Origin of the sequence: Modestobacter sp. VKM Ac-2983, assembly GCF_026967885.1 — a bacterium.
Taxonomy (GTDB): domain Bacteria; phylum Actinomycetota; class Actinomycetes; order Mycobacteriales; family Geodermatophilaceae; genus Modestobacter.
In genome coordinates, this window is record NZ_JAPVBK010000001.1 from 361499 (window position 1) to 377166 (window position 15668).

General features: G+C 73.0%; 13 protein-coding genes. 11 read left to right on the plus strand and 2 right to left on the minus strand.

Annotated elements, in window-relative coordinates:
- The first annotated feature begins 1 nt into the window (after position 1).
- The 9 genes from O2W18_RS01645 (at position 2) to mnhG (ending at position 10307) form a co-directional block, all read left to right on the plus strand.
- Positions 2–907, plus strand: coding sequence for a transglutaminase family protein (locus O2W18_RS01645; RefSeq protein ID WP_269185842.1), 906 nt, complete (start codon positions 2–4; stop codon positions 905–907).
- Between the two features lie 69 nt (positions 908–976).
- Positions 977–1621 carry a dihydrofolate reductase family protein gene (locus O2W18_RS01650; RefSeq protein ID WP_269185843.1) on the plus strand — a complete coding sequence of 215 codons (645 nt, stop codon included), beginning with the start codon at positions 977–979 and terminating at the stop codon, positions 1619–1621.
- Positions 1622–1681: 60 nt separating this feature from the next.
- Positions 1682–3532, plus strand: a complete 1851-nt coding sequence (locus O2W18_RS01655) for an ABC-F family ATP-binding cassette domain-containing protein (RefSeq protein WP_269185844.1) — start codon at positions 1682–1684, stop codon at positions 3530–3532.
- Positions 3533–3706: 174 nt separating this feature from the next.
- Positions 3707–6595, plus strand: coding sequence for a Na+/H+ antiporter subunit A (locus tag O2W18_RS01660; RefSeq protein ID WP_269185845.1), 2889 nt, complete (start codon positions 3707–3709; stop codon positions 6593–6595).
- Positions 6592–7119, plus strand: coding sequence for a Na(+)/H(+) antiporter subunit C (locus O2W18_RS01665; RefSeq protein ID WP_269185846.1), 528 nt, complete (start codon positions 6592–6594; stop codon positions 7117–7119). The genes O2W18_RS01660 and O2W18_RS01665 overlap by 4 nt, the downstream gene beginning before the upstream one ends.
- Complete coding sequence (locus O2W18_RS01670; protein ID WP_269185847.1) at positions 7116–8873, plus strand: Na+/H+ antiporter subunit D; 1758 nt, start codon at positions 7116–7118, stop codon at positions 8871–8873. Before O2W18_RS01665 ends, O2W18_RS01670 begins: the two co-directional genes overlap by 4 nt.
- Positions 8870–9457, plus strand: coding sequence for a Na+/H+ antiporter subunit E (locus O2W18_RS01675; RefSeq protein ID WP_269185848.1), 588 nt, complete (start codon positions 8870–8872; stop codon positions 9455–9457). Before O2W18_RS01670 ends, O2W18_RS01675 begins: the two co-directional genes overlap by 4 nt.
- Positions 9454–9795, plus strand: a complete 342-nt coding sequence (locus O2W18_RS01680; protein ID WP_269185849.1) for a monovalent cation/H+ antiporter complex subunit F — start codon at positions 9454–9456, stop codon at positions 9793–9795. The genes O2W18_RS01675 and O2W18_RS01680 overlap by 4 nt, the downstream gene beginning before the upstream one ends.
- Complete coding sequence (gene mnhG, locus O2W18_RS01685; protein WP_269185850.1) at positions 9792–10307, plus strand: monovalent cation/H(+) antiporter subunit G; 516 nt, start codon at positions 9792–9794, stop codon at positions 10305–10307. The genes O2W18_RS01680 and mnhG overlap by 4 nt, the downstream gene beginning before the upstream one ends.
- Positions 10308–10350: 43 nt before the next feature.
- Here the strand turns inward: mnhG and leuA are convergent, their stop codons facing one another.
- Positions 10351–12084, minus strand: coding sequence for a 2-isopropylmalate synthase (gene leuA / locus O2W18_RS01690; protein WP_269185851.1), 1734 nt, complete (start codon positions 12082–12084; stop codon positions 10351–10353).
- A gap of 157 nt (positions 12085–12241) precedes the next feature.
- A complete protein-coding gene (locus O2W18_RS01695) occupies positions 12242–12865 on the minus strand; it encodes a helix-turn-helix domain-containing protein (protein ID WP_269185852.1) in 624 nt (207 codons plus the stop codon).
- A 437-nt stretch (positions 12866–13302) separates the two neighbouring features.
- Here O2W18_RS01695 and O2W18_RS01700 point away from each other — a divergent pair, with 437 nt between their 5' ends.
- Both O2W18_RS01700 and O2W18_RS01705 read left to right on the plus strand, forming a co-directional pair.
- Positions 13303–14568, plus strand: a complete 1266-nt coding sequence (locus O2W18_RS01700; protein ID WP_269172303.1) for an aspartate kinase — start codon at positions 13303–13305, stop codon at positions 14566–14568.
- A complete protein-coding gene (locus O2W18_RS01705; RefSeq protein ID WP_269185853.1) occupies positions 14565–15602 on the plus strand; it encodes an aspartate-semialdehyde dehydrogenase in 1038 nt (345 codons plus the stop codon). The genes O2W18_RS01700 and O2W18_RS01705 overlap by 4 nt, the downstream gene beginning before the upstream one ends.
- Positions 15603–15668 lie beyond the last annotated feature (66 nt).

Below are 15668 nucleotides of genomic sequence, written 5' to 3' on the forward strand. Positions count from 1 at the left end.
GGTGCCGCAGCGCCAGAGCCAGTCGCAGTCGCAGGTCGAGTCCGGCCCGGCGCGGGTCCCGGGGGACCGCTGGCGGTTGCAGGTCGTGCACCGCAGCGCGTTCCGCTACGGCGGGCCGGTCCGCTCCTCCTACAACGAGGCGCGGATGACCCCGGAGAACAGCAGCCGGCAGACCACGCTCCGCTCCCGCGTGGAGATCGAGCCGCTGGCCACGGTGCACGCCTACCGCGACTACTGGGGGGCGACGGTCACCGCCTTCGACACCCACGGCCCGCACACCGAGCTCGTCGTGCAGGCCACCTCGGAGGTCGAGGCCGGGCCGGAGCCGCACGTCCCGGAAGCGGTGGGCTGGGCCGACCTCGCCACCGCAGACCTGCGCGACCGGTACGGGGAGATGTTGCGCGCCACCGCGCTGACCGCGATGGACGACCCGGTGGTCGCCGAGGTGCGGGCCGTCGTCGGGGACGCCGGGCCCCGCGAGGCCGCACACCTCGTCTGCGACTTCGTGCACCAGCACATGGAGTACCTGACCGGCTCGACCAACGTGAAGACCAACGCGATGCAGGCGTGGACCCACCGCAAGGGCGTCTGCCAGGACATCTCGCACGTCTCCGTGGGCCTGCTCCGCGCCCTGGGCCTGCCGGCCCGGTACGTCTCCGGCTACCTGCACCCCCAGCCCGCGGCGGTGATCGGGCAGTCGGTCACCGGGGAGAGCCACGCCTGGGTGGAGTGGTGGGACGGCGGGTGGTCCGGCTACGACCCGACGAACTCGGTGGCGATCGGACCCCGGCACGTCACCCTGGCCCGGGGGCGCGACTACTCCGACGTCCCGCCGCTCAAGGGCATCTTCTCCGGCCCCCGGAGCGAGGGCTCCAGCGTGACCGTGGAGGTCACCCGGCTCGCCTGAGCGGACGGCGATGACTTCTCCGGTCCGCGGGGGTCTGGGCTGACAGCGACCACGTCAGAGGAGGCTCCCGTGCAGCAGCTGCTCAGGGTCCACAACGTCATGCTCTCCAGCGACGGGTTCGGTGCGGGGGAGCACCAGAGCCTGGAGCGGCCGTTCGGCCACGCCGACCCGGCGGTGCTGGGCGCCTGGGCCTTCGCCACCGCCAGCTGGCCCAACCGCACCGAGCCCGGCGGCACGCGTGGCCTGGACGACCACTTCATGCGTGAGTTCGGGCGCAACATCGGTGCCGAGATCATGGGCCGGAACAAGTTCGGGCCCCAGCGCGGACCGTGGCAGGACCACGACTGGCAGGGCTGGTGGGGGGACGAGCCACCGTTCCACACGCCGGTGTTCGTGCTGACCCACCACGAGCGGCCCTCGTTCTCGCTGTCGGACACGACGTTCCACTTCGTCAGCGGCGAACCGGCCGCGGTCCTCGAGCAGGCGAAGCAGGCGGCCGACGGTCGCGACGTCCGGCTCGGCGGGGGAGCCACCACCATCCGGCAGTTCCTGGACGCCGACCTGGTCGACACCGTGCACGTGGCCGTGGCACCGGTCGAGCTCGGCGCCGGGTCGCGGCTGTGGACGTCGCCCGACGAGCTGGTCGACCGGTTCCACCACGAGGTCGTCCCCAGCCCGAGCGGGGTGACCCACCACCTGTTCTGGCGGCGCTGACGACCCGGCCGCCGCGGGCTGGCGGGAGCCGGCCCGGCGGACCTGGGATGCTGGGTGGTGATGAGCGCACCCCTGAACCTGGTCAACCTCGAACGGGTGCACAAGGCACACGGCACGACGGTCATCCTCGACGACGTCTCCCTCGGGGTCGCCGCCGGTGAGCGGATCGGCGTGGTCGGCCGCAACGGCGGGGGCAAGTCGACCCTGCTGGGCGTCCTCACCGGCACCCAGGAGCCCGACTCCGGCCGGGTCACCCGCCGCAGCGACCTGGCGATGGGCGTCCTCGACCAGACCGGCACGCTGCCGCCCGGGACGACGGTGCGCGACGTCGTGCTGCCCCCGTCCCGGTTCGCCGCCGAGCACGAGTGGGCCGGTGACGCGGCCGTCCGCTCGGTGCTCACCGGCCTGGAGCTGGACCGGATCGGGCTGGACTCCCCGGTCGCCCCGATGTCCGGCGGGGAGCGCCGCCGGGTCGCGCTGGCCGCCCAGCTGATCCGCCCGCTGGACCTGCTGGTGCTCGACGAGCCGACCAACCACCTCGACGTCGAGGGCGTGGCCTGGCTGGCCGAGTACGTGAAGGCCCGTACCGGCGGCCTGATCGTCGTCACCCACGACCGCTGGTTCCTCGACGAGGTCTCGACCACCACGTGGGAGGTCGCCGACGGGGACGTGCACGCCTACGAGGGCGGTTACTCGGCCTACACGCTGGCCCGCGCCGAGCGGTCCCGGATCGCCAACGTGACCGAGGAGCGGCGGCTCAACCTGGTGCGCAAGGAGCTCGCCTGGCTGCGCCGGGGCCCGCCGGCCCGCACCAGCAAGCCGAAGTTCCGGATCGAGGCGGCCCAGGCGCTGATCGCCGACGAGCCGCCCGCCCGCGACACCATGGCGCTGGCCGGCTTCGCCGCCCGGCGGCTGGGCAAGACGGTCTACGACGTCGAGGACGTCACCTACACGGTGCGCGGCCGCGGTGATGACGCCGAGGACCCGGCGGGTCCGGCCGACCCGGGCGGGCCGCGGGAGCGCACGCTCTTCCGCGACCTGACCTGGCACGTCGGTCCGGGCGACCGGATCGGCGTCGTCGGCGTCAACGGCGCGGGCAAGACCTCGCTGCTCAAGCTGCTCGTCGGCGAGGCTCACCCCGACGCCGGGCGCGTCGTCGTCGGCCAGACGGTGTCGGCGGCGTACCTGTCCCAGCACGTCACCGAGCTCGACCCTCGGCAGCGGGTGCTGGAGGCGGTGCAGGACGTCGCCCGGATCGCCAAGATCGGCAACCAGGAGATCTCCGCGTCCACGTTGGCCGAGCGGTTCGGGTTCGCCGCCAACCGGCAGTGGACGCCGGTGGGCGACCTCTCCGGCGGCGAGCGGCGCCGGCTGCAGCTGCTGCGGCTGCTGATGGCCGAGCCCAACGTGCTGCTGCTCGACGAGCCGACCAACGACCTGGACATCGACACGCTCACCGCGCTGGAGGACCTGCTCGACAGCTTCCCCGGCACCGTGCTGGTGGTCAGCCACGACCGGTACTTCGTCGACCGGGTCTGCGACTCGGTGGTCGCGCTGATGGGCGACGGCTCGCTGGCTGCGCTGCCCGGCGGGGTGGAGGAGTACCTCCGGCGCCGTGCCGCGGGAGAGGCCGCGCTGCCCGGGTCCGGCGCCGCGGCCCCGGTGGGCAGCTCCTCGGCGCCGGCGCACAGCGCGGCGGACTCCCGGGCTGCCCGCAAGGAGGCCTCCCGGCTGGAGCGCCGGATGCTCAAGCTGGACGCCGACGAGAAGAAGCTGCACCAGCAGCTCGCCGCAGCGGCCACCGACTACGGCCGGGCGGCCGAGCTCGACGCCCAGCTCAAGGCGCTGCAGGCGGAGAAGGAACAGGTCGAGACCGACTGGCTGGCCGCGGCGGAGGTCGCCGACGCCTGACCGGGCACCACCTCCGGGGCCCCGCCATGAGACAGCTCACGGCGGGCCCCGGAGGTGGCCGTTCGACTCGCCGCGACCGGCGGCGCCCAGGAGGATGGGGCACAACGCTCGAACGCGCTGATCGACCGGCGTGCTCGCTGCCCGCCTGCCTGAGAACCGACCGGAAGGGACCCGTTGGGCCTGCTGCTCCTGCTCCACCTCCTCGCCGCGGTCGGAGCTCCGCTGCTCGTGCGGTGGTGGGGACGACAGGCGTTCCTGGCCCTCGCCCTGGTCCCGGCCGCCGCGTTCGGGTGGGCGCTGACCCAGCTGGGCACCGTCGTCGGTGGGGGAGACGTCCGGGAGACGTTCACCTGGATCCCGGCGCTGGACCTGCAGTTCGCCCTGCGGCTGGACGCGCTGGCGCTGACCTTCGCCGCCCTGGTCACCGGGGTCGGCGCGCTGGTGCTGGTCTACTGCGCGCGCTACTTCGAGCCCGACGAGGAGGGCGTCGGCCGGTTCGCCGGCGTGATGACCGCCTTCGCCGGTTCCATGCTCGGCCTGGTGCTGGCCGACGACGTGCTGCTGCTCTACGTCTTCTGGGAGCTCACCACCGTCTTCTCGTTCCTGCTCATCGGCGGCTCGGGAGCCAAGCTGGCCGGACGTCGAGCGGCCAGCCAGGCGCTGCTGCTCACCACCGCCGGCGGCCTGGCGATGCTCGTCGGGCTGCTGATGATCTCCTCGGCCAGCGGCAGCCGCCTGCTGTCGGAGATCGTCACCGCCCCGGGCAGCGGCGCGGTGATGGTGGCCGGCACGATGCTCGTCCTGGCCGGTGCGGTCACCAAGTCGGCGATGGTGCCCTTCCACTTCTGGCTGCCGGCCGCGATGGAGGCGCCGACCCCGGTCAGCGCCTACCTGCACGCCGCGGCGATGGTGAAGGCCGGCATCTACCTGGTCGCGCGGCTCGCCCCCGGCCTGGCCGACGTCCCCGGCTGGCGGCCGGTCGTGCTGGGGCTCGGCGTCGCCACCATGCTGATCGGTGGCTGGCGCTCACTGCGGCAGAACGACCTGAAGCTCCTGCTGGCCTTCAGCACGGTCAGCCAGCTGGGCTTCCTGATCACCCTGGTCGGCGCCGGCAGCCAGGAGTTGGCCGCGGCCGGCCTGGCGATGACCATCGCGCACGCGCTGAGCAAGTCGACGCTGTTCCTCTCCGTCGGGGTGATCGACCACGCGACCGGGGTGCGGGACCTGCGGTTGCTCTCCGGCCTCGGACGGCGGATGCCCGTCCTGGCCGGCATCGCCACGCTGGCGGCCGCGAGCCTGGTCGGGCTGCCCCCGTTCCTGGGCTTCGTGGGCAAGGAGGCGGCGTTCACCGCCCTGTGGGAGGGCGGGCTGCCCGACCGGGTCAGCGCCGTCGTCGTCCTGGTCGGGCTGGTGCTGGGGTCGGTGTTCACCGCCGCGTACTGCGCCCGGTACCTGTGGGGGGCCTTCGCGCGCAAGCCGGGCCTGCCGGAGACCGCGCCGGCAGAGCTGGAGCACCACCCCGGACCGCTGTTCCTCGCCGCGCCCGCCGTCCTGGCGCTCGCCGGCCTGGTGGCCGGCCCGGCCAGCCCGGTGCTGGACCACCTGGTGGCCGCCTACGCCGAGACCCTCACCCTGATCGCCCCGGAAGCCGAGCACCTGGCGCTCTGGCACGGCCTCCAGCCGGCGCTGGCGCTGTCCGCGGTGACCCTGCTCGGTGGCGCGGCGCTGTTCGCCCTCCGGACGCCGTTCCGGCGGCTGCAGAACCGGCTCGCCGTGGGCGCCTCGGCCGACGAGGGCTACTGGAACGTCCTGCAGGCACTGGACCGGATCGCCGTCCTGGTCACCGGGACGACGCAGCGCGGGTCGCTGCCGGCCTACCTGGGCACCATCCTCGTCGTCGTCGTGGCGCTTCCCGGGTCGGTGCTGCTCTTCCAGGCGCCCTGGCCGCAGGAGTGGCGGGCCTGGGACACGCCCCTGCAGGCGCTGGTCGGTGCGGTGGTGGTCATCGCCGCAGTCGTGGCGATCCCGCTCCAGCAGCGGCTGTCCGCGGTGCTCGTGGTCGGCGTGACCGGCTACGGCCTGGCCCTGCTCTTCGTGCTGCACGGCGCCCCGGACCTCGCGCTGACCCAGTTCCTGGTCGAGACGCTGAGCCTGGTGGTCTTCGTGCTGGTGCTCCGCAAGCTCCCCGCGGACATCAGCGAGCGGCACCGCCCCGCCGAGCGCACCGGCCGGGCGGTGCTGGCCTTCTGCATCGGTCTGCTCATGGCCGGTGTCGGCGCCGCGGCGCTCGGCGCGCGCACGGCGACCCCGGTCTCCACCGACATCCCCGAGCTCGCGCTGGAGGAGGGGCACGGGGAGAACGTCGTCAACGTCATCCTGGTCGACATCCGGGCCTGGGACACCCTCGGTGAGCTCTCCGTGCTGGTCGTGGCGGCCACCGGTGTGGCCAGCCTGGTCTTCCTCCGCAGCCGCACCGGTGGGGTGGACCGGCCGGACGAGGAGGACACCGCCGGGGACGACCCGGGCACGGCCCGGCGGGCGCCCAAGAGCCGGTGGCTCCCGGCGAGCTCGACGCTGGCGCCCCAGCGGCGTTCGGTGGTGCTCGAGGTGGCCACCCGGTTCCTGTTCCACCCGATCGTCGTGTTCTCGCTGTTCCTGCTGTTCTCCGGGCACAACCAGCCCGGCGGCGGGTTCGCCGGGGGACTGGTGGCCGGGCTGGCCCTGGTGCTCCGGTACCTGGCCGGTGGCCGCTACGAGCTGGGCGAGGCTGCCCGGGTGTCGCCGGGCGTGCTGCTCGGCAGCGGTCTGCTGCTGGCCGGCGGCACCGGGCTGGCCAGCCTGCTGCTGGGTGGTGCGGTGCTCGAGTCCGCCTACTTCTCGGCCGAGGTGGCGGTGCTCGGCAGCGTGAGCCTGCCCACCGCGCTGTTCTTCGACATCGGCGTCTACCTCATCGTCGTCGGCCTGGTCCTGGACGTGCTGCGCAGCCTGGGCGCCGAGCAGGACCGCCAGGAGGACGAGGAGGACCCGATCACGGCCGAGCCTGAGGAGGTGATCGCCCGATGACCCCGACCATCGTGCTGCCGGTCGTGATCGGCGGCCTCTACGCGGCGGGTGTCTACCTGCTGCTGGACCGCAGCCTCACCCGGGTGATCCTGGGCTTCATCCTGCTCGGCAACGCGACGAACCTGTTGCTGCTGTCCGCGAGCGGCCCGGCCGGGCTGGCCCCGCTGTTCGGGTACGCCGAGCCCGCGGAGATGAGCGATCCGCTGCCGCAGGCCCTCGTGCTCACCGCCATCGTCATCACCTTCGGCGTCACCGCGTTCCTGCTGGCGATGGTGCACCGGTCCTGGCGGCTGGTCCGGCAGGAGGTCGTCGAGATCGACGAGGAGGACCGGCGGGTCGCGGCGCGGCAGGGGATGGACGCCGATGACATGGACCCCGACCAGCTCCCCCCGGAGGACCGTCCGGCCGGGAAGGGGAACACCCTGCACTCCGACGTCGACGTGGAGGACCAGCTGGCGCGCCGGTACGGCGAGTTCGCCTCCGACGACATCGCGCTCCCACCGACCCGGCGGGGCGAGCAGTGATCGGCGACCTCGCGCCGTTGCCGGTGCTGCTGCCCCTGCTCGGGGCCGCCGCCGCACTGCTGGTCGGCCGGCACCCGCGGATCCAGCGCGCGGTCAGCACCGTGGTGCTGGCCGCGGTGGTGGGCGTGTCGGTCGCCCTGCTGCTCATCGCCGACGCTGAGGGGGCGGCTGCGGTCGCCGTGGGCGACTGGCCGGTCCCGGTGGCGATCATGCTGGTGGTCGACCGGCTCTCGGCGCTGATGCTGGTGGTGGCCAGCACGGTGGGGCTCGGCGTGCTCGTCTTCGCCGTGGGCCAGGGCACGGCCGACGGCGACGAGGAGACGCCGCTGTCGATCTTCCACCCGACGTTCCTGGTCCTGATGGCCGGTGTGAGCTACGCCTTCCTGGCCGGGGACCTGTTCAACCTCTACGTGGGCTTCGAGGTGCTGCTGACCTCCAGCTACGTCCTCCTCACCCTGGGCGGCTCCGCCCCGCGGATCCGGGCCGGCATCACCTACGTCGTGGTGAGCCTGCTCAGCTCCTTGCTGTTCCTCGCCTCGATCGCGCTGGTCTACGCCGCGACGGGCACGGTCAACCTGGCCCAGCTGGCCATCCGGCTCGGCGAGCTGCCCGCCGGCACCCAGCTGATGCTGCAATCGCTGCTGCTGATCGCCTTCGGCATCAAGGCGGCGGTCTTCCCGCTGTCGGCCTGGCTGCCCGACAGCTACCCGACCGCGCCGGCCCCGGTCACCGCCGTGTTCGCCGGGCTGCTGACCAAGGTCGGCGTCTACGCGATCATCCGCACCCAGACCCTGCTGTTCCCCGGTGGTGCGCTCGACGACGTGCTGATGTGGGCCGCTCTGGCCACCATGCTGGTCGGCATCCTCGGCGCGGTGGCGCAGAGCGACATCCGGCGGATCCTGTCCTTCACGCTGGTCAGCCACATCGGCTACATGGTCTTCGGGATCGCGCTGGCGACCACGGCCGGCCTGGCCGGTGCCATCTTCTACGTCGTCCACCACATCGCCATCCAGACGACCCTCTTCCTGGTCGCCGGGCTCATCGAGCGGCGGGGCGGGACCACGTCGACGGCCCGCCTCGGCGGGCTCGCCACGGCGTCCCCCTTGCTGGCCGTGCTCTTCTTCGTGCCGGCGATGAACCTGGCCGGCATCCCGCCGTTCTCCGGCTTCATCGGCAAGGTGGGACTGCTGGACGCCGGGGTCGCCGTCGGCGGCTGGCAGGTGTACGTGCTGATCGGCGGCGCGGTCGTGACCAGCCTCCTCACCCTGGTGGCCATGTCGCGGGTCTGGACCCGGTCGTTCTGGCGGCCGCCGGCGCAGGCTGCCTCGGCGGACACGGCCGCCGCCGCAGCTCATGACGCCGGACCGGACGACGCCGAGGACGCCCCCCCCGGCGGCGACGAGCCGGCCGACGAGCCCCTGCCCGTGCCCGAGTCGCTGGCCGGTGGGGCGACCTCCACCACCACCGCCCGCCGGACCGGACGCCGTGGCGCCTGGCAGCGGCACGTCGCGGTGGCGACGGCTGATCCGGTCGGGGGAGAGGGGCAGCCCAGTGGTCGAGCGAAGGACTCCCGGCCGTCGACGCGCCCGCTGCCGGCGGTGATGGTGGCGGCCACCACCACGATGGTGCTGCTGACCGTCGGCCTCACGGTGATCGCCGGGCCGCTGTACGGGATGACCGAGCGGGCCGCCGGTGACCTGCGGGAGCGGACGCCCTACATCGAGGCCGTCTACGGCGAGGAGGGGAACGGATGACCGTCGACTCCCCGATCCGCCGGCTGCGGCTCCGGGCGCCACTGCTCGTCTGGCTGGTGCTGATCTGGAACCTGCTCTGGGGCACCTGGTCCTGGGCGAACCTCATCACCGGGGTGCTGGTCGCCCTGACGGTGACCGTCCTCCTCCCGCTGCCTCCCGTCACCGGTGGCGCCCGGCTGCACCTGGTCCCGGCGCTGTACTTCCTCGGTCACTTCCTGGTGAACCTCAGCGTCTCCAGCGCCCAGGTCGCCTGGCAGACGCTGCGCCCCAGCGGCATCCGGCAGAGCGCGGTCCTGCTGGTGCAGCTGCGCACGGACTCCGACCTGCTGCTCAGCGTCATCTCCCAGACCCTGACGCTGGTGCCCGGCTCCATGGTGCTGGACCTGGACCGGCGGCGGATGACCCTGGGCGTCCACGTGCTGGACGTCGGCGGCGAGGACGACGTCGAACGCCAGCGCGCAGAGGTGCTGGCGACCGAGCGACGGGTGGTGCGCGCCTTCGGGTCCGCCGAGGACATCGCCCGGCTGGACCAGGACCCACCCCAGGGGCCCGCCGCCCCCGCCGTCGCGGAGACCGCCCGATGACCGTGGTGGCGGTGCTGATCTACGGGATGCTGGGGCTCGGCGCCGTCCTGGCGATGGTGCGCCTGGCGCTGGGTCCCTCGCTGCTGGACCGGGTGGTGGCCACGGACTCCATCCTGGTCATCGTGGCGGTCGGCCTCGCGGTGCACGCGGCCCTGCAGCGGGACCCCACGGTCGTCCCGGTGCTCGTGGTCGTCGCCCTGCTGGTCTTCGTGGGCGCCATCTCCGTCGTGCGCTACGTCGGCGGCATGCTGCTGCGCACGGGGGCGGACGACGACGAACTGGGCGGCTCGCCCGCGGCTGAGCAGATCGAGCGACGTGAGGGTGGGCGGAGATCGTGAACGACTTCGACTCGGTGTCCGACTGGATCGCCGCAGCCTGCCTGCTCGTGGGCGCGTTCCTCTGCCTGACCGCCGGGGTCGGCCTGCTGCGCTTCCCCGATGTGCTGTCCCGGATGCACGCCGGCACCAAGCCGCAGGTCATGGGCGTCCTGCTGATCATGGTCGGAGCTGCGATCCGGCTCACCGGCTGGTCGGTCACCTGGATGCTGCTGCTCGTCGCGGTGTTCCAGATGATCACCGCGCCGGTCAACGCCCACATGGTCAGCCGGATCGCCTACCGGCGCCGGCACGTCGCCGCAGAGCACCTCTTCGTCGACGAGCTCGGGGTGGCCCCTCGCGGCGAGGAGGTCCAGGCGGGGGAGCGCGGCCGGCGTGGCGACGAGCCGGCGGACGCGCCGGCCGACCAGGGGCCGGAGACGCAGGTCGGCGACGGCGACGGGCTGGACGACCAGGCCGTGGACGAAGCCAGCGACCGGGCGGTGGACGAGCAGGCGCCGGGACCTCGTCGCTGAGCCGTCCGGGTGCGGTGTCCCCGGCACCCGGACGGCTCGGGTCCTACCGCTGAGCCCGGTTCACCGCGGAGACGACCGCCCGCAGTGACGCGGTGACGATGTTGGCGTCGATCCCGACGCCCCACAGCACCCGCTCGCCGACGGCGCACTCGACGTAGGCGGCGGCCCGGGCGTCGCCGCCGGAGGAGAGCGCGTGCTCGGCGTAGTCGAGCACGCGGACGTCGACGCCCACGCTGGACAGCGCGTCGACGAACGCCGCGATCGGGCCGTTGCCGCGGCCGCGGACCGTGTGCGGCACGCCGGCGTCGACGAGCTGTGCGGTGAGCTCGTCGGGGCCGGCGCCGGACGCGGTGTGCTCGTGCCCGCTCAGGGCGAACCGGCCCCAGGGGGCGTCGGCGTCGGGCAGGTACTCGTTGGAGAAGGCCGTCCACATCTGCTCGGCGGTCACCTCGCCGCCCTCGTCCTCGGTGTGCCGCTGGACGACGGCGCTGAACTCGATCTGCAGCCGGCGCGGCAGGTCGAGGTGGTTCTCGGTCTTCATGATGTAGGCGACGCCGCCCTTGCCGGACTGGCTGTTCACCCGGATCACGGCCTCGTAGCTGCGACCGACGTCCTTGGGGTCGATCGGCAGGTAGGGGACCGCCCACGGGATCTCGTCGACGCTCGTGCCGGCCGCCTCGGCGTCGGCCTTCATCACCGCGAAGCCCTTGTTGATCGCGTCCTGGTGCGACCCGGAGAACGCGGTGTAGACCAGATCGCCGCCGTAGGGGTGTCGCTCGTGCACACCCAGCTGGTTGCAGAACTCGACGGTGCGCCGGATCTCGTCGATGTCGGAGAAGTCGATCTGCGGGTCGATGCCCTGGCTGAACAGGTTCAGGCCCAGGGTCACCAGGTCGACGTTGCCGGTCCGCTCGCCGTTGCCGAACAGGCAGCCCTCGATCCGGTCTGCCCCGGCGCGGTGGCCCAGCTCGGCGGCGGCCACGGCGGTGCCCCGGTCGTTGTGCGGGTGCAGGCTCAGCACGACGGAGTCTCGGCGGCCCAGGTTGCGGTGCATCCACTCGATCTGGTCGGCGTAGACCGTCGGCTCGGCCATCTCCACGGTCGCCGGCAGGTTGAGGATGGTCGGCCGGTCGGGGGTCGGCTCCCACACGTCGGTGACGGCGTTGCAGACATCGACGGCGAAGTCCAGCTCGGTGCCGGTGAACGACTCGGGGGAGTACTGGAAGCGGATCTCGGTGTCCCCGGCCTGCTCGGCCAGCTTGCGCACCAGCTGTGCGCCGTGGACGGCGATCTCGGTGATGCCGGCGCGGTCCTGGCCGAACACGACCCGGCGCTGCAGCGTGGAGGTCGAGTTGTAGAGGTGCACGATCGCCTGCTTGGCACCGCGCAGCGACTCGAAGGTCCGCTCGATCAGCTCGTCCCGTGCCTGGGTGAGCACCTGGACGGTCACGTCGTCGGGGACCAGGTCGTCCTCGACCAGCTCGCGGATGAAGTCGAAGTCGGTCTGGCTGGCCGCCGGGAAGCCGACCTCGATCTCCTTGTAGCCCATCCGCACCAGCAGCTCGAACATCCGCCGCTTGCGCTCGGGGGTCATCGGGTCGATCAGCGCCTGGTTCCCGTCGCGCAGGTCGACGGCGCACCAGCGGGGGGCGGCCGTCGTGGTCGTCTCCGGCCACGTGCGGTCGGGCAGCGGGACGGGGGCGAAGGGCGCGTACTTGCCGATCGGCATCGGCGAGGGGCGCTGGGGGTTGCGGGCGTGCGGGTGGTTCTCGTTCACGGGGGGCTCCTCTGGCGGGCTGCGGACAGCTCCGGGATGCGGTCAGCTGGCGCCCGGGGACGCGCGATCACCGCGGCGAGGGAGCCGACCTAAGAGAGGGCCTCGCCGCGGCTGATAAGAAGGAGGCTGCCGCGCACGGGGCAACGGTAGCAGCGGGTCACGCCACGTCGCAGCCGCAGGCGCAGGCCGATGCGTGCCCGAGGTCCTCGTTGGACTCCTCGACGTACTCGCACCCGGGCGGGCAGGTGCAGCCGGTGCCCCAGTCGGGGCCGCCCGGATCGCCGGACCCGAGCCACGCTCGCCACGCGGCCTCCCGCCGCTCCCGCCGGCGCAGGAGCGCCGCCCACCCCCGTGCAGCGGCCCGCTCCGCCAGGGAGTCGCCGGGGCCGTGCACCTGGTGGTCGTCCGGGGTGCCCAGTTGCCAGCGCCAGGAGTCCCGGCTGTGGCAGTCCCGGTCGAAGGTGACCTCCGGCTGGCTCCGGGTGTGCCGGTGCGGGCCGGACCACCAGTCTTCGTCGCCGTGCCGGGTGTCCAGGTGCGCGGGGAACCGCCGTCCGGCCCGGTCCCGGACGGCGGCCGCGGACATCGGTGCGACCTCCTGCCCCTGGGCGTCCAGCAGGACCAGGCGCAGCCGGGCCAGCGACACGATGCCGGCGAACTCGCCCACGCGCAGGTCACCGCGGCCGGCCTCGGCGCGGCTCAGGCGGTCCCGAGAGACGCCGCTGGCCTCGGCCAGCTCGCGCTGCGACATGTCGGCCAGCCGCCGCACCCGCCGCAGCATCCCCGCCACATCGACCCTCACACCCACCGGCGCTGTCTCGGTCTCGGTCTCGGTCTCGGTCTCGGGCTGGGTCCTGGGCTGGGGCTGGGGCTCGTTCTCGGGCTGGGCCGCTGACACCTGCCGAGCGTGTCGGCTCACCCGCCCGGTGATCGGACCCCGGACGAGAGCTGTGGACGCCGCCCACCGTGTGGGCGGGGAGAGGCAGGTCGCCAGCAGTTGTGCTCTGGCTGCACTGCTGCACCAGAGCACAACTCGCCCGGGGGGCAGCCACACTGCGGGGGCGGTTCGCGGAGGACCTGCGGCGGTGACGCGCAGGGGGGCACGGTCTTGCGGTGGACGGTCGGACTCTGCGCAGAGCTTGCGGGCGCGGGGCCGAGACCAGGGCGACGCGCCGTGCGGACGTCGGGCCGACCACGCCACGCCGGTAGCCTGGGCCCGTGGCCTTGGTGGTACAGAAGTACGGCGGTTCCTCCGTCGCGAATGCCGAGCGCGTCAAGCGTGTGGCCGAGCGCATCGTCGAGGCGAAGAAGAACGGCGACGACGTGGTCGTCGTCGTGTCCGCCATGGGCGACACGACCGACGAACTGCTGGACCAGGCGAGCCAGATCACCGCCAACCCGCCGGGTCGCGAGCTGGACATGCTGCTGACCGCCGGTGAGCGGATCTCGATGGCGCTGCTGGCCATCGCGATCTCGACCCACGGGTACGAGGCGCGGTCGTTCACCGGTTCGCAGGCCGGGGTGATCACCACCTCCAGCCACGGCAAGGCGCGGATCATCGACGTCACGCCGGGCCGGCTTCGGGATGCGCTGGACGACGGCTCGATCGTCATCGTCGCCGGCTTCCAGGGCGTCAGCCAGGACACCAAGGACGTCACCACCCTCGGGCGGGGCGGCTCGGACACCACCGCAGTCGCCGTCGCGGCCGCGCTGCGGGCCGACGTCTGCGAGATCTACACCGACGTGGACGGCGTCTTCACCGCCGACCCGCGGATCGTGCCGAACGCCAAGCGGCTGGAGACCATCACCTACGAGGAGATGCTCGAGCTGGCCGCCTCCGGGGCGAAGGTGCTCATGCTCCGCTGCGTCGAGTACGCCCGCCGGTACGGCATCCCGGTGCACGTCCGCAGCTCCTACTCACAGCTCCCCGGCACGATCGTGGCCGGCTCGATGGAGGACCTCACCGTGGAACAGGCGATCATCACCGGCGTCGCGCACGACCGGAGCGAGGGCAAGATCACCGTCTCCGGGGTGCCGGACCGCCCGGGTGAGGCAGCGCAGATCTTCCGCGTGCTCGCCGACGCCGAGGTCAACATCGACATGATCGTGCAGAACGTCTCCACAGAGGCGAAGCTGACCGACATCTCCTTCACGCTGCCGGTCAGCGACGGCCCCACCGCCATCGCCGCCCTGGAGCGGGTCAAGCACACGGTCGGCTACACCGACGTCAGCTTCGACCAGCACATCGGCAAGGTCTCCCTGGTGGGCGCCGGCATGCGCTCGCACCCGGGGGTCTCGGCGAAGTTCTTCGGCGCGCTCGCCGACGCCGGGGTCAACCTCGAACTGATCAGCACCTCGGAGATCCGCATCTCCGTCGTCTGCCGGGACACCGACGTCGACCTCGCCGTCCGCGCGGTGCACGACGCGTTCGACCTCGGCTCCGAGCAGGGCGAGGCAGTGGTCTACGGAGGTACCGGACGATGAGCCGCCCGCTGCACCTGGGCATCGTCGGCGCGACCGGTCAGGTCGGCGTGGCGATGCGCTCCATCCTGGCCGAACGGGACTTCCCGCTGGCCTCCATCCGGTTCTTCGCCTCCGCCCGCTCGGCCGGCAGCACGCTGCCCTGGGGCGACGGCGAGGTCGTCGTCGAGGACGCCGCCACCGCCGACCCGACCGGGCTGGACGTCGCGCTGTTCTCCGCCGGCGCGACGACCTCGCGCGCGCAGGCGCCCCGGTTCGCAGCGGCCGGCGTGACCGTCATCGACAACAGCTCGGCGTTCCGCCGCGACCCGGCAATCCCGCTGATCTGCAGCGAGGTCAACCCCGGGGACATCGCGCTCGCCGCCGAGGGTCGGATCATCGCCAACCCGAACTGCACCACGATGGCCGCGATGCCGGTGCTCAAGCCGCTGCACGACGAGGCGGGGCTGACCCGCATCGTGGCCAGCACCTACCAGGCGGTGTCCGGCTCCGGCGTCGCCGGCGTCCGCGAGCTGCACGGGCAGGCGCTCGCCGTCGTCGAGAAGGCCGACGAGCTGGCCTACGACGGGTCGGCCGTGGCGTACCCGGCGCCCGCCGTCTACGTCGCGCCGATCGCGTTCAACGTGCTCCCGATGGCCGGCTCCGTCGTCGACGACGGCAGCTTCGAGACCGACGAGGAGCAGAAGCTCCGCAACGAGAGCCGCAAGATCCTCGGCATCCCCGACCTGCGGGTCTCCGGCACCTGCGTGCGCGTGCCGGTGTTCACCGGGCACTCGCTGTCGCTGAACGTCGAGTTCGCCCGTGAGCTCAGCGTCGCCCGGGCGATCGAGCTGCTGTCGGCCGCACGGGGCGTGCAGCTGGTCGACGTGCCGACCCCGCTGCAGGCCGCCGGCAAGGACCCGAGCTTCGTCGGCCGGATCCGGCAGGACGGCGACCGTGGCCTGGCGCTGTTCGTGAGCAACGACAACCTGCGCAAGGGCGCGGCCCTCAACACCGTGCAGATCGCGGAGCTCATTGCATCGTCACGCTCCGCGTGACACCGCGGCCAGGAGCCGTGCCCCGGCTGCGTTGAGCCGTTGGGTCGCCGCTCGTCGGGCAGCCTC

Coding starts and splice junctions, on each gene's coding strand:
- O2W18_RS01680 (WP_269185849.1), top strand. CDS start 9,454: ATGACCGTGGTGGCGGTGCTGATCTACGGGATGCTGGGGCTCGGCGCC.
- O2W18_RS01675 (WP_269185848.1), top strand. CDS start 8,870: ATGACCGTCGACTCCCCGATCCGCCGGCTGCGGCTCCGGGCGCCACTG.
- O2W18_RS01705 (WP_269185853.1), top strand. CDS start 14,565: ATGAGCCGCCCGCTGCACCTGGGCATCGTCGGCGCGACCGGTCAGGTC.
- O2W18_RS01695 (WP_269185852.1), bottom strand. CDS start 12,865: ATGCTGCGGCGGGTGCGGCGGCTGGCCGACATGTCGCAGCGCGAGCTG.
- O2W18_RS01655 (WP_269185844.1), top strand. CDS start 1,682: ATGAGCGCACCCCTGAACCTGGTCAACCTCGAACGGGTGCACAAGGCA.
- O2W18_RS01665 (WP_269185846.1), top strand. CDS start 6,592: ATGACCCCGACCATCGTGCTGCCGGTCGTGATCGGCGGCCTCTACGCG.